The sequence below is a fragment of the Cryptocyanus atlanticus LEGE 06306 genome (assembly GCF_056633155.1).
In genome coordinates, this window is sequence record NZ_JBSJOZ010000001.1 from 361,875 (window position 1) to 379,376 (window position 17,502).

17 protein-coding genes are annotated in these 17,502 nt (G+C 70.6%); 9 read left to right on the forward strand and 8 right to left on the reverse strand.

What is annotated here, in order from left to right; translation table 11 throughout:
- Positions 1-142 precede the first annotated feature (142 nt).
- The 3 genes from ACWJI7_RS01915 to ACWJI7_RS01925 all read right to left on the reverse strand — a co-directional run bounded on the left by ACWJI7_RS01915 (position 143) and on the right by ACWJI7_RS01925 (position 3,307).
- Complete coding sequence (locus tag ACWJI7_RS01915; RefSeq protein ID WP_479934826.1) at positions 143-1,306, reverse strand: GuaB3 family IMP dehydrogenase-related protein; 1,164 nt, start codon at positions 1,304-1,306, stop codon at positions 143-145.
- Between the two features lie 92 nt (positions 1,307-1,398).
- The gene (locus ACWJI7_RS01920) at positions 1,399-2,019 is read right to left on the reverse strand and encodes a CAAD domain-containing protein (RefSeq protein ID WP_479934828.1); all 621 of its coding nucleotides are present in this window, start codon (positions 2,017-2,019) and stop codon (positions 1,399-1,401) included.
- A 133-nt stretch (positions 2,020-2,152) separates the two neighbouring features.
- Complete coding sequence (locus tag ACWJI7_RS01925; RefSeq protein WP_479934829.1) at positions 2,153-3,307, reverse strand: homocysteine biosynthesis protein; 1,155 nt, start codon at positions 3,305-3,307, stop codon at positions 2,153-2,155.
- A 98-nt stretch (positions 3,308-3,405) separates the two neighbouring features.
- On the opposite strand from ACWJI7_RS01925, the gene gyrA reads away from it, so the two are divergent.
- Together gyrA and crtL are read left to right on the forward strand one after the other, a co-directional pair.
- The gene (gene gyrA, locus ACWJI7_RS01930; protein WP_479934830.1) at positions 3,406-6,012 is read left to right on the forward strand and encodes a DNA gyrase subunit A; all 2,607 of its coding nucleotides are present in this window, start codon (positions 3,406-3,408) and stop codon (positions 6,010-6,012) included.
- Positions 6,009-7,241, forward strand: a complete 1,233-nt coding sequence (gene crtL / locus ACWJI7_RS01935; protein WP_479934832.1) for a lycopene beta cyclase — start codon at positions 6,009-6,011, stop codon at positions 7,239-7,241. The genes gyrA and crtL overlap by 4 nt, the downstream gene beginning before the upstream one ends.
- Before the next feature lie 10 nt (positions 7,242-7,251).
- Here crtL and ACWJI7_RS01940 read toward each other — a convergent pair whose 3' ends face one another.
- The gene (locus ACWJI7_RS01940; RefSeq protein ID WP_479934834.1) at positions 7,252-7,695 is read right to left on the reverse strand and encodes a universal stress protein; all 444 of its coding nucleotides are present in this window, start codon (positions 7,693-7,695) and stop codon (positions 7,252-7,254) included.
- Positions 7,696-7,728: 33 nt separating this feature from the next.
- On the reverse strand, positions 7,729-9,306 hold the full coding sequence (locus ACWJI7_RS01945) for a glycoside hydrolase family 57 protein (protein WP_479934837.1): 1,578 nt from the start codon (positions 9,304-9,306) through the stop codon (positions 7,729-7,731).
- A 109-nt stretch (positions 9,307-9,415) separates the two neighbouring features.
- On the opposite strand from ACWJI7_RS01945, the gene ACWJI7_RS01950 reads away from it, so the two are divergent.
- The 6 genes from ACWJI7_RS01950 (at position 9,416) to ACWJI7_RS01975 (ending at position 14,626) form a co-directional block, all read left to right on the forward strand.
- Complete coding sequence (locus tag ACWJI7_RS01950) at positions 9,416-10,054, forward strand: LabA-like NYN domain-containing protein (protein ID WP_479934839.1); 639 nt, start codon at positions 9,416-9,418, stop codon at positions 10,052-10,054.
- Positions 10,055-10,093: 39 nt separating this feature from the next.
- Entirely contained in the window at positions 10,094-11,716 is a 1,623-nt protein-coding gene (locus tag ACWJI7_RS01955; protein ID WP_479934841.1) for a 2-isopropylmalate synthase, read from the forward strand.
- Positions 11,713-12,546 carry a carbohydrate ABC transporter permease gene (locus tag ACWJI7_RS01960; protein ID WP_479934843.1) on the forward strand — a complete coding sequence of 278 codons (834 nt, stop codon included), beginning with the start codon at positions 11,713-11,715 and terminating at the stop codon, positions 12,544-12,546. Before ACWJI7_RS01955 ends, ACWJI7_RS01960 begins: the two co-directional genes overlap by 4 nt.
- A gap of 119 nt (positions 12,547-12,665) precedes the next feature.
- Positions 12,666-13,667 (forward strand): sodium-dependent bicarbonate transport family permease, encoded by a 1,002-nt coding sequence (locus ACWJI7_RS01965; RefSeq protein ID WP_479935132.1) that lies wholly within the window; start codon positions 12,666-12,668, stop codon positions 13,665-13,667.
- Between the two features lie 14 nt (positions 13,668-13,681).
- On the forward strand, positions 13,682-13,963 hold the full coding sequence (locus ACWJI7_RS01970; protein WP_479934845.1) for a P-II family nitrogen regulator: 282 nt from the start codon (positions 13,682-13,684) through the stop codon (positions 13,961-13,963).
- A gap of 21 nt (positions 13,964-13,984) precedes the next feature.
- A complete protein-coding gene (locus tag ACWJI7_RS01975; RefSeq protein WP_479934846.1) occupies positions 13,985-14,626 on the forward strand; it encodes a TMEM165/GDT1 family protein in 642 nt (213 codons plus the stop codon).
- A gap of 21 nt (positions 14,627-14,647) precedes the next feature.
- Here the strand turns inward: ACWJI7_RS01975 and ACWJI7_RS01980 are convergent, their stop codons facing one another.
- Positions 14,648-15,025, reverse strand: a complete 378-nt coding sequence (locus ACWJI7_RS01980; RefSeq protein ID WP_479935134.1) for a DUF6464 family protein — start codon at positions 15,023-15,025, stop codon at positions 14,648-14,650.
- Complete coding sequence (locus ACWJI7_RS01985) at positions 15,022-15,831, reverse strand: TerC family protein (protein WP_479934849.1); 810 nt, start codon at positions 15,829-15,831, stop codon at positions 15,022-15,024. Before ACWJI7_RS01985 ends, ACWJI7_RS01980 begins: the two co-directional genes overlap by 4 nt.
- Positions 15,832-15,891: 60 nt before the next feature.
- On the opposite strand from ACWJI7_RS01985, the gene ACWJI7_RS01990 reads away from it, so the two are divergent.
- Positions 15,892-16,674: a hypothetical protein gene (locus tag ACWJI7_RS01990; protein WP_479934851.1), complete on the forward strand. Its 783-nt coding sequence runs from the start codon at positions 15,892-15,894 to the stop codon at positions 16,672-16,674.
- Between the two features lie 6 nt (positions 16,675-16,680).
- On the opposite strand, the gene ACWJI7_RS01995 is transcribed toward ACWJI7_RS01990, so the two are convergent.
- On the reverse strand, positions 16,681-17,493 hold the full coding sequence (locus tag ACWJI7_RS01995; RefSeq protein ID WP_479934853.1) for a hypothetical protein: 813 nt from the start codon (positions 17,491-17,493) through the stop codon (positions 16,681-16,683).
- Between the last annotated feature and the right edge of the window lie 9 nt (positions 17,494-17,502).

The window sequence follows — 17,502 nt, forward strand, 5'->3', positions numbered from 1 at the left end:
CGTAGGAAGACAAAATGCCCGGACGCGCCGGGCGGGATGGTGTGAGGAGTGTGCGAGCCGGAGCCCCCACAACCTGAGGTTAGCTCCCGTCTCGCCCGGCCTGGGCCAGTCTCAGGGTTGGATCAACCTCCCGGGGATTCTCCTATTTCCCCATGCCCAGCTGCTGGGCCTTCTGATACACCTTTCCTTCCGTGAGCAGGGAAGGGGCCACCACCACCTCCACCCGCTGCATCTCCCGCAGGCTGCGGGCCCCGAGGGTGCCCATCGATGTGCGCAGCGCCCCGAGCAGGTTCTGGGTGCCGTCATCCAGGCCGGCCGGGCCCCGCAGGATGGTCTCCAGGCTGCCGGTGGTGCCCACCTGGATGCGGGTGCCCCGCGGCAGCACCGGGCTGGGGGTGGCCATCCCCCAGTGGAAGCCCCGCCCGGGGGCCTCGGCCGCCCGGGCGATCGGGGAGCCAATCATCACGGCATCGGCCCCGCAGGCGATGCACTTGCAGATATCCCCTCCCGTCACGATGCCGCCGTCGGCGACCACCGGCACGCGGATCCCGCTCTCCCGTTCGTGCTCATCGCGGGCGGCGGCGCAGTCGGCCACCGCGGTGGCCTGGGGAATCCCGACGCCGAGCACCCCCCGGGAGGTGCAGGCGGCCCCGGGACCGATGCCCACCATGACCGCCGCCGCTCCGGCCCGCATCAGCTCAAGGGCCACCTCGTAGGTGACGCAGTTGCCGATCACCACCGGGATACCCAGATCACGGCAGAGGGCGGTCAGATCGAGGCTCTCCCGCCCCGCCGGACCGATGTGTTCGGTCGAGACCACCGTGGCCTGCACGAAGAAGAGGTCGGCGCCCGCTTCCACCACGGCCCGGCCGAACCGGATGGCCGCCGCCGGCGTGGCGCTGACCGCCGCAATACCGCCCTGGGCACGGATCTCGCCGATCCGGCGCCGGATCAGGTCCTCACGCACCGGCTGGCGATACAGCTCCTGCATCAGGGGCACGAAGGCCTCCTTACCCACCGATGTGATCCGGTCGAGCGTCGGGTTGGGATCGTCGTAGCGGCACTGCACACCCTCCAGATTCAGCACCCCGAGGGCACCCAGGCGCGAGAGCTCCACCGCCATGCGCACATCCACCACCCCATCCATGGCGCTGGCGATGATCGGGATCTCCCGTTCGATGCCGCCCAGGGTCCAGCGGCTGTCGGTCACCTCGGGATCGACGGTGCGCCCGCCGGGAACCAGGGCGATCTCGTCAATTCCGTAGGCGCGGCGAACGGTTCTGGATCGACCTAACTGAATGAGCACCGCTGGAGGAGGTCAAGTCGGGCCAAGCTATCAACCGGTCCGGGCCAGGCCCCGGCGCCCCGATCGGGGTCCGGGGGCCGCCACCGGGGGCTTCAGCCGTTGCCGCGGAAGGACTGCCAGCGGCTCCTGAGCGAGGCGACCAGCTCCCGGCGATCGCTGCTGCGCACCAGTCGGGTGAGGGAGAAGCGGGCCAGCCAGATCACCCCGGCGAGTTCCAGGAGCCCCGACACCAGCGGCAGGCTGTCAATGGCCCCCAGCAGGGCGGTGTAGATCCGCAGCACCACCAGCACAGCGAGCAGCAGGCCGAGCAACTGCAGGGGGCTGCGGTAGCGGGCGACCTGCTCCTGAAGCCGGCCGTCGGCCAGCCAGTCGCGGATTCGGGCGACGAGCAGCTCCCACTCGCCCCCCTCCCCGGGAGGCGCCTCGCTGGGGGGCACGATCAGGCTGTCCGCGATGGCGGGATCGGGCGCAGGCTCGGCCAGGGCGGGCACCGGCGCAGGGGATGGCGGCGCAGGGGCGACCTCGGGAGTGGTCTGCGCCTGGGCAGGGGCCGGGGCCGGGACCTCGGCCGGGGCCGCCGGAGCGGGGGGCTCGGCAAGCGGCTCGGCCGGAACCGCGCTCACGGGGGTGTCGGCCGGCGCGCCGGAGAACGGCTCCGGAGGGGTGGACCCGCTGGGTTCGGCTCCTTCGGGCACGGCGGAGGACTCAACCATCGGGGGCCCCAAAGCACCGGGGGAGTGTAAGGCGCTTCCCAGAATCCTGAGCCGGGTCCTCCAGCGCGGAGGACGGACCGGAGGGATCGGCCCCGGAGCGCACAGCGCCCGTCGGCGGGCCACCTCCAGCTCCTCAACCGTCGAGGGGGATCAGCCCCTGGCGTGGACTCAGGGGCTGGAGGGACAGGCGCAACGGGAAGCGGCCGCTGCGCAGCCGATCGACCAGCTCCGCGCCGATCTCGGCGGCCAGGCGCGGGCTGTGGGCGGGAGCGCTGGGCAGCCGCCGCCCATCCACCCGGATCTCACCGGCGAGCAGATGGCTGTAAGGCACGTACCCGAAGCTGGGCCGGATCCGGCGCGGGATGGAGAAATCCAGCACCGGCGCCTCCAGTTCCGCATCGGTGATCGCCGCCTGGCGGGCCACCCGGAGGTCGAGGAGGGGCACCGGCGCGGCGATCGCCACCAGCAGCGCGCTGCCGTGCCCCTCGAAGAAGCAGGGGCGGATCCAGTCGGGCCGCAGCTCGACCAGATCGACACTGACCGCCGCCACCGCCCCCGGCCCCCGGGCATGGCCACTGGGAAGCCGGCGGGTGCCGGGCTGGTGGCCGCTGCCGGCTCCCACCACCCAGCCGGTGGCTCCGGCCACCAGCACCGGGGATCCCGGCCCGAGCTGGGAAAGACCCGGCATCGTCAGGCCGATGCCCCGGCAGCCGCCGGCGCTGTAGAGAGCGCTGGCGCAGGGACCCAGCAGCGGGCCATAGGGGCTGTGGACCACCCCCTCGGCGCTGCTGACCGCCACCACACCGTTCTCGCTGATCGCCCGATGCAGGTGGAGACGGGCCACTCCGATCCGCTCCAGGCTGAGGCGGGTCTGCCATTCACGCCGCGGATGCAGGGCCGTGCCCTCCCCGGTGGCGGACAGGTCCAGCTCCCGGCCGGCTAGCAGCGCGGCGAGCACCTGGGCGCCCCCCTGGCGGGGAGGATCCCCAAGTCCCCCGCCGATGGGCAGGGTGAGGCCTCCGCTGCCACTGCACCCGAGGCCGGCCACCCCATCAAGACGCGCCTCCCGCAGGCGGATCGGCGGATCGGTGGGACCCAGCCCGAGCTGGAGGGTGGCCTGGTCGGTGAACTCGGCACTGGCGGCCACCACCACATCGGTGCCGGCATAGGCCTCCTCCAGGCCCCCGGCCCGCACCCGGGCGCGGAACTCCTCTCCACTGCACACCCGCAGATCGCCGGCACGCTGGCGCCGCTGGAGTTCCTCCTCGCTGCGGGGGACCTGGGTCATCGGGATGGGTCGGGGAAGCGAACGGACACCAAGCGGGAGGCCCAGGGCCAGGCCAGACCTTGGCTGGATTAACGTGACCTTCGGCGGTGTGGTGCGAGATGGCGGATCCAACGGGTCCCGGCGAATCGGACGGACGGATCATCCAGACCGACCTGCGCAATGAGATGTCGCGCTCCTATCTGGAGTATGCGATGAGCGTGATCGTGGGTCGGGCCCTGCCCGACGCCCGCGATGGCCTCAAACCGGTGCATCGCCGCATCCTCTACGCGATGTACGAGCTGGGCCTCACCAGCGACCGGCCGTATCGGAAATGCGCCCGGGTGGTGGGCGAGGTGCTCGGCAAGTACCACCCCCACGGCGACACGGCCGTCTACGACGCCCTGGTGCGGATGGCCCAGGACTTCTCGATGCGGATGCCGTTGATCGACGGTCACGGCAACTTCGGCTCGGTGGACAACGATCCTCCGGCGGCGATGCGCTACACCGAATCCCGGCTGCAGGCCCTCACCACCGACAGCCTGCTCGAAGACATCGAAGCCGAAACCGTCGATTACATCGACAACTTCGATGGCTCCCAGCAGGAACCCACCGTGATGCCGGCGCGGGTGCCCCATCTGCTGCTGAACGGCTCCTCGGGCATCGCCGTGGGGATGGCCACCAACATCCCGCCCCACAACCTCACCGAACTGATCGACGGGCTGCTGGCGTTGATCGCCGAACCCGAGATCGACGACCGGGCCCTGATGGCGATCATCCCCGGGCCCGATTTCCCCACCGGTGGACAGATCCTGGGCCGCCGCGGCATCCGCGAGACCTACACCACGGGACGTGGATCGGTCACGATGCGGGGCGTCGCTGCCATCGAAACCCTCGAAGTACCGGGCCGCCCTGACCGCGACGCGGTGATCATCACCGAATTGCCGTATCAGACCAACAAGGCATCGCTGATCGAGCGGATCGCCGAGATGGTGAACGACAAAAAGCTTGACGGCATCTCCGACATCCGTGACGAGAGCGACCGCGATGGCATGCGGATCGTGATCGAGCTGCGGCGGGACGCCTACCCCCAGGTGGTGCTCAACAACCTGTTCAAGCTCACCCCCCTGCAGAGCAACTTCAGCGCCCACATGCTGGCGCTGGTCAACAGCGAACCGGTGTTGCTCACCCTGCGGCGGATGCTGCAGGTGTTCCTGGAATTCCGCATTGAGACGATCGAGCGGCGCACCCGTTATCTGCTGCGCAAGGCGGAGGAACGCGACCACATCCTGCTGGGTCTGCTGCGGGCTCTCGACCAGCTCGACCCCATCATCGCCCTGATCCGCGCCGCCGCCGACACCGCCAGCGCGCGCCAGCAACTGCAGGACGACCATGGACTGAGCGAGATCCAGGCCGACGCGATCCTGCAGATGCAGCTGCGGCGCCTGACGGCCCTCGAAGCCGACAAGATCCGGCTGGAGCACGAGGATCTGGTCACTAAGATTGCAGATTACAAAGACATCCTGGGGCGGCGAGAGCGGGTGCTCGGCCTGATCGAGGCGGAGCTTCACAAACTTCGTGAGCGCTACATCTCGCCGCGCCGCACCGAGATTCTCGATCTCGAAGGCGGCCTCGAAGACATCGATCTGATCGCCAACGAGCGCTCGGTGGTTCTGCTCACCGCCAACGGGTATCTCAAACGGATGCCGGTCAGCGAGTTCGAGGCCACCAGCCGCGGCACCCGCGGCAAGGCCGGCACCCGCAGCCAGGGGGAAGAGGCGGTGCGGCTGTTCATCAGCTGCAACGACCACGACACCCTGCTGCTGTTCAGCGACCGGGGGGTCGTCTATGCGGTGCCGGCCTACCGGGTGCCGGTGGGCAGCCGGGCGGCGAAGGGCACTCCGGTGGTGCAACTCCTGCCGATTCCGCGCGAGGAACAGATCACCTCCCTGCTGGCGGTGACCGCCTTCGACGACGACATTCAGCTGCTGATGCTCACCAGCGGGGGCTACATCAAGCGCACCCGGCTCTCGGCCTTCGCCAACATCCGCTCCAACGGGCTGATCGCCATCGGCCTGGAGGAGGGCGATGCCCTGCGCTGGGTCCGCCTGGCCCTGCCCGGCGACAGCGTGCTGATCGGCTCGCTCAAGGGCATGACGATCCACTTCCGCCTCACCGACGAGGAGCTGCGCCCCCTCGGCCGCAGCGCCCGTGGCGTGCGGTCCATGGCCCTGCGCGCCGGTGACGAGCTGGTCAGCATGGATGTCCTCCCCGCCGAATTGGCCGACCAGATCGCCAACAGCGCCGACGAGGGCGACGGGGAGTCCGCCGATACCAGCGTGGCCAGTCCGGGGCCCTGGGTGCTGGTGGCCGCCGCCAGCGGCCTGGGCAAACGGGTGCCGGTGAATCAGTTCCGGTTGCAGCGGCGGGCGGGCCTCGGCCTGCGGGCGATCCGCTTCCGCCGTGACGGGGACGTGCTCGTGGGCCTGACGGTGATGGGCAGCGGCGAGGAGCTGCTGCTGGTGAGCGAGCGCGGGGTGATCGTGCGGATGGAGGCCGACGCGATTCCGCAGCAATCCCGGGCGGCCACCGGAGTGCGCCTGCAGCGTCTCGACAGCGGCGACCGCCTCTCCGAGGTGGTCCTGGTGCCACCGGCGGCGGCGGAAGACGACCTGGAGCCCGAGGGACCCGGCAACCCCGACGAGGTGGTCTCCCAGCCCGCCCCATGACGGCGGACGTTCTGGTGGTCGGCGCGGGTCCGGCGGCCCTGGCCATCGCCGGCGAGCTCTGCGAGCGCGGCCTGAACGTTCACGGGCTGGCGGCGGCGGACCCGTCGACCCCCTGGCCGAACACCTACGGCATCTGGGGCACGGAACTGGATCGCCAGGGCCTCTCCCACCTGCTGGAGCACCGCTGGTCCGACTGCGTCGGCTACTTCGGCTCCGAACCGCTTCGCCTCGGCTACGACTACGGGCTGCTCGACAAGACCCGGCTGCAGGCCCACTGGCTGGAGCGCTGTGAACGGGGCGCCATGGTCTGGCACCGGGGCCTGGCCGGCGCCATCGAACACACGCCGGACCGCTCCCAGGTGACCAGCGGCAGCGGGGAGCAGCTCGCGGCCCGGCTGGTGATCGACGCCAGCGGCCACCAGCCCGTCTTCGTGACGCGGCCCGACCAGGGCCCCATCGCCGGCCAGGCGGCCTACGGGATCGTGGGCACCTTCTCGGCGCCACCGGTGGAGGCGGGCCAGTTCGTTCTGATGGATTACCGCAGCGACCACCTCACCGAGGAGGAGCACGGCCAGCCGCCCACCTTCCTGTACGCGATGGATCTGGGCGGAGGCCTGTTTTTCGTGGAGGAGACCTCCCTGGCGCTGGCCCCTCCGCTGCCGTATGAGCAGCTGCGGCAACGGCTGCTCCGCCGCCTCCAGCGGAGGGGCGTGGCGGTGCGGGACATCCTGCATGAGGAGCACTGCCTCTTCCCGATGAACCTCCCCCTGCCCGACCGGCGACAACGGGTGATCGGCTTCGGCGGGGCCGCCAGCATGGTCCATCCGGCTTCGGGCTATCTGGTGGGATCCCTGCTGCGGCGAGGCCCACGGCTGGCCGAGGCGATCGCCCGGGGCCTCTCTGTCCCGGGCCGGAGCGTCGAGCAGGCCAGCCGGGAGGCCTGGGATGCCCTCTGGCCGGCCGATCTGGTCCGCAAGCACGCGATCTACCGCTTCGGACTGGAGAAGCTGATGCGGTTTTCCGAGCAGGAACTGTGCCTGTTCTTCGACACCTTCTTCCACCTCCCTCCGGCCCTCTGGTATGGGTTCCTGGCCAACACGCTCAGCCTCAGCGAGCTGATCGGCGCCATGCTGCGGTTGTTCGCCCAGGCACCCAGGGACGTGCGGCTGGGCCTGGTGCAACTGCGGGGCCGTGAGCCCCAGCTCCTCTGGCGCGCTCTGGCGGGCTGAGCCTGGAGCGTCAGCGAAACACCAGCACCGGCACCGGGGCGTGGGTCAGCACCCGCTGGGTCTGGCTGCCGAGCAGCAGACCGCTGAGACCCCGACGGCCATGGGAGGCCATGAAGACAAGATCGCAGCCGTGGCGTTCCGCCGCGCCGAGGATGGCCCGGTAGGGGAGATCGTCGATCACCCCGTCGTGGTCGGCGGGAACCCCGGCACTGTCGGCCACCGCCTGGGCCTCGCCCAGGATCTGCTCCGCATTCTCGGCGGCCACCGCCGTGAGCTGCTGCAGCGTGCCGCCGTCGAGCAGCTCGCCGGAGCCCACCATCGAGACCGGCAGGGTGGCACGGGCATGCAGAAAGGTGATGCGGGCCCCCATCTCCTTGGCGAAGGCCACGGCGCCGTGAACAGCCTTCACCGACACTTCGGAGCCGTCGGTGGGAACCAGCAGATGGGAATACATGGCCTTGATCCCGAAGCCAGGGGCCCAGCTCCTTCAGCGTAGCGGCGGGGTCCTCGTGGCCCAGTCGGCGGCATTGAGCCGGGGGAACAGACTGTCCTCCCGCTCGAGGGCCTCGAGCCAGGCCGCCGGAGGCGGCGCACCGCTGTCGATCAGATGGAGCAGACGCCAGAAGCGCCCGAGATGGCGATGGATGCGTTCGCGGGCCAGTTCGGTGGTGGTGCCGGCCCGCAGGATGAAGCTCCAGTCAGAACTCTGGGCCAGCAGCAACTCCCGGCCCGCCTGGGTGAGCAGGCGCCGCTGCAGGAGGCTGGCCACCCCGGCATTGACATGCCGCACCATCGCCTCGGAGGCCCGCTGCCATTCGGGCACCACCCAGGCGTTGGTCTCGTTGAGCCAGTAGTGGTGGTAACCCCCCTGGCCCCAGCTGGAGGGGGAGGGATGGCAGACCTGCAGGGCCGGGCCGTCGGCCAGGGCGGAGCGGAGGCTGGAGAAGGCCAACCCGGCCTCCGGAGCGCGGCGAAACAACTCGGCCAGGAAGCGGGGGCCTTCGTACCACCAGTGGCCGAACAGTTCGGCGTCGAAGGGGGCCACCAGAAACGGCGGTCGCTCCATCGCCGCCCCCAGGTCGGCGAGCTCGGCGAGCCGGCCCGCCAGATAAGCCACCGCATGTTCCCCCGCCCGCTGGGCGGCCCGGGCTGGGTCGTAGGGCTGCTTGGCCTCGAGGGGACAGTCGGCGCCGCTGACCCGGTGCAGCTTGAGGCCCAGGGGCCGGGCGGTGGGGATGCCGGCACCGTGGAGCTCCTCCTCCGGCAGATCCCATCCCAGATCCCGGTGGAACTCCCGGTAGGCTCCGTCACCGGGGTAGCCCTCGGCGGCTGACCAGACGGGCAGGGTGGCGGCGCCATCCCTGGCGAAGAAGGCCACGCCCGCTGGAGAACAGATCGGGGCGTAGACCCCGTAGCGCGGCCGCGGCCGGGCGTGGAGCAGCCCATGGGCATCAAGCACGGCGTATCGCAGGCCGCACTGCGCCAGCGGCTGGTCGAGGCCTTCGAAGTAGGCGCACTCGGGCAACCAGATGCCCAGCGGCCGCTCCCCCAGCAGGCGCTCGTGCTCCCGCACAGCGGTGATCAGCTGGGCCCGCACCGCCTCGGGGCTGGGGCGGAGCAGGGGGAGATACCCGTGGGTGGCCGCGCAGGTGAGCAGGTCGAGAACGCCAGCCTCCCGCAGCCGCCGGAAGCGGGCCAGCGGCGCCGGCCCGCCTGCCAGCCAGGCGGCACGGGTGCGCTCGAGCACTTCCCGCTGGGAGCGGGCCGCCTCCAGCAGCTCGGGGGGGGCCTGCTGGAGCAGCCGGATGCGCTGCTCCAGCCAGGTGGGGAACCGATCGACCAGCGGCCCGTCACTGAGCAGGCTCAGCAGGGTGGGGGACAGGCCGAGGCTGAGACGGGGGGTCTGCCGGGAATCCGCCGCGCTGGCCTCCAGGACATCCAGTAGCGGCAGGTAGCACTCCAGCAGGGCCTGGAAGAACCAGTCCTCCTCAAGGGAGCCCGGCTGACTGCAGCGGACGTAGGGGAGATGGGCGTGGAAGACCAGGGCCAGGGTGCCGGCGGCCATCGACGTCCCTTCAGTGGGGGAACTGTACGAGTGGTGCGGCGCAACACTTGCGGGGATCGCTGCATAGGCTGCCTGGAGAGGACGAAGGAGAAAGACGTTGCAGCGTGCCTTGATCGTCGATGGCCACGGCATGTTCTATGCCCAGCAGAAACTCGGCTGGTTCTTCGATCCACGCCGGTTGATCGAGCTCGCCGGCGACGACACCGGCGTGGAGCTGGGCAGCGCCTTCTGGTACACGGGTTTGAAGGATGCCGCCGACCAGAGGCCCTTCCGCGATGCCCTCACCAGCTTGGGCTTCACGGTCCGCACCAAGCCCCTGCGGGAGTTCGGCTCCGATCCCGACCAGCGTCAGTTCGCCCGGGCCAACCTGGATGTGGAGATCTGTCTCGATCTGATGCTGGTGGCGGGACGCACCGATGAGGTCTGGCTCCTGAGCGGCAGCCGCGATCTGGAACGCCCGGTGGAGGTGCTGCGGGCGCGGGGTGTTCGGATCACCCTGCTCAACTGCGAGGGCATGGTCCCCCGGGAGCTGCGCAACGCGGTGGATCGCTTCATCGATCTCGCCACCCTGCGCGACCGGCTGGAGAAGGGGGAGGCGCTGCAGACGCCGGTGTTCCAGCGAAGTGCGGAGCCGGGCGGCCGCGGCGAATCCAGCCGAGCGGAACCGGTGCGCCACGAACTGATCCGGCGGTCGCTGCAGCGACCGGATGGCCCGCCCCGGGAAGTGGTGATCGCCCCCTCCACCTAAGATCGGACTAACTCATAGTCGTTTCGTCTTACTCCGGTCATGGCCAAGGAACTCGGCCGCGTTCTGATCTTCGACACCACCCTGAGGGATGGGGAACAGTCGCCCGGTGCCAGCCTGAACCTGGAGGAGAAGCTGGCGATCGCCCACCAGCTGGCCCGCCTGCGCGTCGACATCATCGAGGCCGGCTTCCCCTTCGCCAGCCCCGGTGACTTCAACGCCGTGCAGCGCATCGCCGCTGCTGTCGGCACCCCCGACGGTCCGGTGATCTGCGGCCTGGCCCGGGCCGCCCGCGGGGACATCAAGGCCTGCGCCGAAGCCGTGGCCCCCGCGGCCCGCCAGCGCATCCACACCTTCATCGCCACCAGCGACATCCATCTCGAACACAAGCTCCGCAAGAGCCGCTCCGAGGTGCTCGCGATCGCCGAGGAGATGGTGGCCTACGCCCGCTCCCTCGTCGACGACGTGGAGTTCTCCTGTGAAGACGCCGGCCGCTCCGATCCCGCCTACCTCCACGCGGTGATCGAAGCCGCCATCCGCGCCGGCGCCACCACCGTGAACATCCCCGACACGGTTGGATACACCACCCCGGCCGAGTTCGGTGCCCTGATCGCCGGCATCCACCGCGAGGTGCCCAACATCGATCAGGCGGTGATCTCGGTGCATGGGCACAACGACCTGGGTCTGGCGGTGGCCAATTTTCTGGAGGCGGTGAAGAACGGCGCCCGCCAGCTGGAGTGCACGATCAATGGCATCGGCGAGCGGGCCGGCAATGCCGCCCTCGAAGAACTGGTGATGGCCCTGCACGTGCGCCGCAGCTACTTCAATCCCTTCCTCGGCCGCCCCGCCGCCGCCGGCGAGCCCCTCACGGGCGTGCGCACCGAGGAGATCGCCAAGACCTCGCGGCTGGTCTCGAACCTCACCGGCATGGTGGTGCAGCCCAACAAGGCGATCGTGGGAGCCAACGCCTTCGCCCACGAATCGGGCATCCACCAGGACGGCGTGCTCAAGAACCGCCTCACCTACGAGATCGTGGACGCCCGCACGATCGGCCTGGCCGACAATCGCCTCTCCCTGGGCAAGCTGAGCGGCCGCAGCGCCTTCCGGGCCCGGCTGGAGGAGCTGGGTTACACCCTCGAGCGCGACGACCTCGATGAGGCCTTTGCCCGCTTCAAGGAACTGGCCGATCGCAAACGTGAGATCACCGACCGGGATCTGGAGGCGATCGTCAGCGAACAGGCCCAGCAGATTGAAGCCCGTTACAGCCTCAAGCTGGTGCAGGTGAGCACGGGCACGAACCTGCAGCCCACCGCCACCGTCACCCTGGTGACCGCCGACGGGGCCGAACTCACCGAGGCGGCGATCGGCACCGGCCCGGTGGATGCGGTCTGCCAGGCGCTCAATTCCCTGGCGCGGGTGCCCAACGAGCTGGTGGAGTTCAGCGTCAAATCGGTGACCGAAGGCATCGATGCGATGGGCGAGGTCACGATCCGTCTGCGCCACCTGGGGGTGCTCTACTCCGGCCACGCCGCCGACACCGACATCGTGGTGGCGGCGGCCCAGGCTTTCGTCAACGCCCTCAACCGCCTCGTGCAGGGGACGGAGCGCCCACCCCTCCATCCCCAGATGGCCCCGCTGCCGGTGGCGGAGCTGCCCCGCCTGTGAGGAGCGAACGGCCGCTGTGGGCCAGCGTCCTGCAGCTGGCCGTCCTGCTGCTGCTGGCCCTGCTGCTGCTGGTGCCCCTGCTCTGGCTGGTGAGCACCTCCCTGAAGGGTCCAGCCGAGGACATCTTCTCCAGCCCACCCGCCCTGCTTCCCGCCGCCCCCAGCCTGGAGGCCTACAGCCGCCTGTTCGCCGACCATCCCCTCGCCCTGTATCTGGTCAACAGCACGGTGGTGAGCCTGGTGGCGGTGCTGGGGAATCTGCTGTTCTGTTCCCTCGCCGCCTACCCCCTGGCCCGCATGCGCTTCGCCGGCCGGGGGCTGGTGCTGGCCCTGGTGGTGGCCACCATCCTGATTCCCTTCCAGGTGGTGATGATCCCGCTCTACCTGCTGATGGTGCAGCTGGGCCTGCGCAACACGCTCTGGGCCCTGATCCTGCCCCAGGCGGCCACCGCCTTCGGCATCTTCCTGCTGCGGCAGAGCTTCCTGGGGGTGCCGGTGGAACTGGAGGAGGCAGCCCGCATCGATGGCTGCACGCCGCTGGGGGAGTGGTGGAACGTGATGCTGCCCGCTGCCCGGGCGGATCTGATCACCCTGGCGATGTTCGTGTTCATCGGCACCTGGAGCGATTTCCTCTGGCCCCTGATCATTTTGGATGATCCCGATCTCTACACCCTGCCGCTCGGACTGCAACAGCTGGCCAGCAGCTTCTCGCTGGACTGGCGCCTGGTGGCGGCCGGCTCGGTGGTCTCGATCCTGCCGGTGCTGGCGCTGTTCATCGTGCTGCAGCGCTTCATCCTTCCCAGCGCCAGCGGCGACGCCGTGAAGGGCTAGGGGGCGGGGCCTGGGCCGGAGGGGCATGTCGATCTGTGCGGATCACCCCGGCCGGCTGAAGCACACCGGAGCCGGTCGGTAGCGTCGCCCTGCGAAGTCGGATGCGGAACACTCGCCTGATGGAGACCGGCCTGGTTCTGCAGAACCTGCTCTCGCCGCCGGTGCTGTTCTTCGCCCTGGGCGTGGTGGCGGTGCTGGTGGCATCCGATCTGGAGATCCCGGCTCCGCTGCCGAAACTCTTCTCCCTCTACCTGCTGCTGGCGATCGGCTTCAAGGGGGGCGTCGAGCTGCTCCACAGCGGCCTGGGCCCCCAGGTGCTGAGCACGATCGCCGCGGCGATGCTGATGTCGGCACTGGTGCCGCTCTACAGCTACGCCGTGCTGAGGCGGCGGCTCGACCCCTTCAATGCCGCCGCGATCGCGGCCACCTACGGCTCGATCAGCGCCGTCACCTTCATCACGGCGGAAACCTTTCTCGGCCTTTCCGACACCCCCCATGACGGGTTCATGGTGGCAGCCCTGGCCCTGATGGAATCGCCGGCGATCATCATCGGTCTGCTGCTGGTCCAGCTGCTCGGCGGCCGGAAGCCGGCCCAGCCGAGCGACGGCCAGGGCCTGCGCTGGGGCGCACTGCTGCGGGAGGCCTGTCTGAACGGGTCCGTGCTGCTGCTGATCGGCAGCCTGGTGATCGGGGCGCTGGTGGCGGCCTTCAGCCCGTCGGGGCTGGAGAAGATGGAGCCCTTCACCGGTCAGCTCTTCTACGGCACCCTCAGCTTCTTCCTGCTGGACATGGGCATCGTGGCGGCCCAGCGGCTGGGCGACCTCCGGCAGGCGGGGGCCTTCCTGATCGGATTCGCGCTGCTGATGCCCCTGTTCAATGCCCTGGTGGGGCTGGGGGTCTCATGGCTGCTGGGCCTGCCCCGGGGAGATGCCCTGCTGTTCATGGTGCTCAGCGCCAGCGCCTCCTACATCGCGGTGCCGGCGGCGATGCGGATGACCGTGCCCCAGGCCAACCCCAGCCTCTACATCTCCACCGCCCTGGGGGTCACCTTCCCGTTCAACATCGTGGTGGGCATTCCCCTCTACATGGCGATCGTGGATCGGGTCATCCCCGCCCGCTGAGAGCCGAACCCACCATGCGACGCCTCGATCTGATCTGCAGCGAACGGGAACTGGAACGGGCGGTGCGGCTGATCGATGCCGCCGGAGCCCCGGGGTACTCGGTGATGCGCCATGTGACGGGCCGCGGCCCCCATGGAGCGGTCTCCGAATCGATGGAGTTCAGCGGCTTCGGCGCCAACGCCCACGTGATCGTGTTCTGCGAGGAGGAGGTGCTCGAGCGGCTCCGGGACGCGCTCCGGCCGATCCTGGAGTACTACGGCGGGGTGGGCTTCGTCTCCACCGCCGAGCCGTTCTGAGCGCCAGCCCCTTTCCCCCGCATGGCCACCGATCCAGCCCTCGCCGCCTTCGGCTCCAGCTTCACGGCGATCACCCTGGCGGAGCTGGGCGACAAGACATTCTTCGTGGCCCTGCTGCTGGCCGCCCGCCACCGTGGCCGCTGGGTGTTCCTGGGAGCGTTCCTCGCCCTGGCGGCCGTGACGCTGATCTCGCTGGGGGTGGGCTACGGCCTGCGCACCCTGCTGCCCGCCGCGGTGGTGCCATGGCTGGCGGCGGCCCTGTTCGGCGGTTTCGGCCTCAAGCTGCTGGTCGATGCCCAGACCATGGGCGGCGAAGCGGCGGAGCAGGAGGCCCAGGAAGCCGAGGATCTGGTCAACGCGGCGGAGGGGGACCAGACGATCCGCGGCGGCGGGGCGGTGGTCCGGGAGGCCTTCCTGCTGGTCTTCCTGGCCGAGCTGGGGGACCGCACCCAGTTCGCCACCGTGGTTCTGGCCACGGCGCCGGCCTTCACCTTTTCGGGTCTGCTCGCCGGCACCCTCGCCGGCCACGCCCTGGTGACGGGCCTGGCCGTGGGGGCCGGCAAGTGGATCGGCCAGCGAATCTCCGAACGCCTGCTCTACCGCCTCAGCGGGGGCCTGTTCCTGGTCTTCGCCGCCGTCGCCCTGCGGGAGGCCCTGCTCTGAGTGCCCCACCTGCGTGGGGCATCAGCCGCCAGCCGGGCCGTAGTGAGAGCAGCGGTCGCAGGGCCCCTCGGGGAGCACCGCGCAGCGGAGCAGGGGGGTGCGGGCGTTGAAGCGGCAGCTGGGATCCCCGATCACCCAGCGGCCGTTCCACCAGCGGGCATCCGCGGGACGGTACTGGGGCTTGACCTGCAGTGCCACCGCAGCGAGTTCATAGCGCCCGTTGCGCAGCTGATACCGATGGTGACGCTGCAGCACCAGGAAGCTGCGCTCCCCATGGAGCAGCCAGCGGCCCGGCTGGGGCACGGATCCCAGATCGGGAAGATCGAGGTGATCCAGCAGCCGGTCGCTGCCCGCCTGACGCAGTTCGACGCGGAGGGGGGGCTGGGGGAGCGGATTCAGGGGGTCACCTCATGGGTCTCGGGAACCAGGCGACGGGAGAATCCCCAGAGGAAGAGAGTCCCCACCAGCAGCAGCAACGTCCACTCGGGCGGCACGAGCTGGGGAAGACCCAGCCGCAGCAGCAGGCGCAGCCCCACCAGACCCACGGCCAGGTAGCCGGCCCGCTCCAGATTCGGATAGATGGCCAGCCAGCGGATGAACAGTTCTGCGGTGAGCCGCAGGGCGATGACACCGATCACCCCGCCGGTCATCACCAGCCAGAGGCGATCGCTGACCGCCACCGCCGCGGCGACGCTGTCGAGGGAGAAGGCGAGATCGGTGAGCGCCAGCGTGGCCACCACCCGTCCCAGACCGGAGGAGGGCGGCAGGCCGTGGGCCTGGCCGTCCTCACTGGCCAGCGGCGGGGAAGGCCCCCCCGGGACCGCCTCCCGCTCCACCTCCGCCTCGAGGGTCGCCGGAGCTGGGCTGCCTGCGGCGGCGGCGGCGGGTCGCCACAGATTGGTGCCGCTCAGCCAGAGCAGATACGCGGCGGCGGCCAGCTGGAGCGGCCAGAGATTCAGCACCCAGCGGGCCAGCAGGATCAGCCCGAGCCGGAACAGCAGGGCCAGCAGCAGGCCCAGGTTGAGGGCCTGCCGCTGCCGGAGCGGATCCTGCAGCCGCCGGGAGATGGCGGCCAGGGCAATGGCGTTGTCGGCGGAGAGCACCGCCTCCAGGGCGACCAGCAGGGGCAACAGGAGCAGAAGCTCCCCCCACTGGTCCGCGCTCTCCAGCAGAGGTGTGAGGGAGGAGATCGACTCCGCTTCCATGGATGTGCGGCGGGCGCGTCTCTGGGCCACTCTAGAAACTCCCTGGTCCGCCCTTCGCCCATGCAGCTCCAGGCCCGACTGGTGCATGCCGACGCCGGAGCGCGGGTGGTGGAGGTGAGCGCCTGGCGGGAGGGCATCTGCCTGGGCCAGTCCCTGGGGGAGGCGGCCACGGCCGAGGCCGCCGAGGACCGCGCCGTCGCCCGGCTGCGGCAGCGGCTCGGCGGTGGGGCGGGCCCGGCACCGGACCCTGGAGCCCGCGAGGGCCCGGCGGCGGGATCAGGGGCCGCCAGCCCCCGCCGGCTGGAGAGGACGGCGACCCCAGCGCCGGCGGCCGTTGCGGCCGCCGCTGAGCCGGCCGCGGCCGGGAGCACGCCGCCACCGCCCCCCCCGGAGCCGACCGACGCCCCCGCCGACCCCGAGGACTGGAGCGAGGAGCTGGCCGAGCTGGATCTGGAACTGGCGCGTCTGGGCTGGGCCCGGGAGCAGGAGGCCCTCTATCTGGGGCGGGTTTTCGGCCACCCGAGCCGCAGCCGGCTGATCCGCTATGCCGACCTGATCGCCTACCGGAGTGTCCTCAGGAGCCTGGCCGCCGGCGCCGATCCGGCCACGGCTCCGGCGCCCCTGCGCCGGGCCGATCTGCTGGAGGCGAGCGACCGGCTGCTGGCCCAGCTGGGCTGGGGTGCCGCCGAGGGCCGCGCCGTCCTGCAGCGGCAGTTCGGCCGCAGCAGCCGCCAGCTGCTGGGGGACGAGGAACTGGCGCGCTTCAACGGCCTGCTGGGCGACGCCCTGGGGCGGGGCGGCGATCCGTCGGCGCAGCCTGGGCTGGCCGCCGGCGCCCCCTGAGACCCCTCAGCGGGGGGAGTGGCACTCCGAGAGCAGCAGCCCCGGACCCAGCTGGAGGTTGGTCTGATTGGCATAAGCCTCGCGCTCCAGGCGCAGTTCGAGGGCACCGGCACGGGCATAGACGGGATCCTCCAGATAGCGCTGCCCGGCCGAATTCAGCACGGTGGAGAGCCCGAGGGGCCGGGGCCGCGCCACCAGCCCACCCGTCCGGCAGCTCTGGGCCACATGGATCGTCTCGTGGTTGAGCACCCGGGCGAACTCCAGAGACCCCTTCTCCACCACCGCCTCGCCCATGCGGATCGTGCGCGCGCCGGGATCCCACTCCCCGGCAGCCCCCCGCTTGCGCGGTGGTCCGATCACCACCTGAACCCCCACCCGCTGCAGCCCGTCCACGAGCGTGGCGATGGCCCGACGCTCCTCGGCATGGGTCGGCGGCTCGCGCATCAGCTGCCGGATCTGGTCGAGGCTGAGCAGCGGTTCGTCGAGGCGACGCCGGTAGAGATACCGGGTGGATCCATCCGGCTGCCGCTCGGCCCGGGGGATCCAGCTGCGATCAGCCTCCTCCAGCCGGGCGAACAGCTCGGGCAGACCCGCTGGCGTCAGCACCTGCTCCCCCCGCTGCGGTGGGGCGGGCCGCTGCGACAACAGTGCCTCCCGCAGCGGTTCGGGCAGCACCTGCAGGGCCGCGAGCGTGTCGGGATCGCGGGGGAAGGGGCGGAGCAGGGCCAGGGAGGCCACACCGAGGCCGGCGGCGCCCAGCAGACCCGCCAGGGCGCAGATGAGAAGCCGTCCAGGCGCTGCGACCGGAGGCCTTGGCACCGGCAATGG

What these genes read in the sequence shown, in the direction of transcription:
- ACWJI7_RS01970 (WP_479934845.1), top strand. Translation starts at nt 13,682, where the DNA reads ATGCGACGCCTCGATCTGATCTGCAGCGAACGGGAACTGGAACGGGCG.
- ACWJI7_RS01955 (WP_479934841.1), top strand. Translation starts at nt 10,094, where the DNA reads ATGGCCAAGGAACTCGGCCGCGTTCTGATCTTCGACACCACCCTGAGG.
- ACWJI7_RS01920 (WP_479934828.1), bottom strand. Translation starts at nt 2,019, where the DNA reads ATGGTTGAGTCCTCCGCCGTGCCCGAAGGAGCCGAACCCAGCGGGTCC.
- ACWJI7_RS01965 (WP_479935132.1), top strand. Translation starts at nt 12,666, where the DNA reads ATGGAGACCGGCCTGGTTCTGCAGAACCTGCTCTCGCCGCCGGTGCTG.
- ACWJI7_RS01925 (WP_479934829.1), bottom strand. Translation starts at nt 3,307, where the DNA reads ATGACCCAGGTCCCCCGCAGCGAGGAGGAACTCCAGCGGCGCCAGCGT.
- ACWJI7_RS01945 (WP_479934837.1), bottom strand. Translation starts at nt 9,306, where the DNA reads ATGGCCGCCGGCACCCTGGCCCTGGTCTTCCACGCCCATCTCCCCTAC.
- gyrA (WP_479934830.1), top strand. Translation starts at nt 3,406, where the DNA reads ATGGCGGATCCAACGGGTCCCGGCGAATCGGACGGACGGATCATCCAG.
- crtL (WP_479934832.1), top strand. Translation starts at nt 6,009, where the DNA reads ATGACGGCGGACGTTCTGGTGGTCGGCGCGGGTCCGGCGGCCCTGGCC.
- ACWJI7_RS01990 (WP_479934851.1), top strand. Translation starts at nt 15,892, where the DNA reads ATGCAGCTCCAGGCCCGACTGGTGCATGCCGACGCCGGAGCGCGGGTG.
- ACWJI7_RS01985 (WP_479934849.1), bottom strand. Translation starts at nt 15,831, where the DNA reads ATGGAAGCGGAGTCGATCTCCTCCCTCACACCTCTGCTGGAGAGCGCG.
- ACWJI7_RS01940 (WP_479934834.1), bottom strand. Translation starts at nt 7,695, where the DNA reads ATGTATTCCCATCTGCTGGTTCCCACCGACGGCTCCGAAGTGTCGGTG.
- ACWJI7_RS01975 (WP_479934846.1), top strand. Translation starts at nt 13,985, where the DNA reads ATGGCCACCGATCCAGCCCTCGCCGCCTTCGGCTCCAGCTTCACGGCG.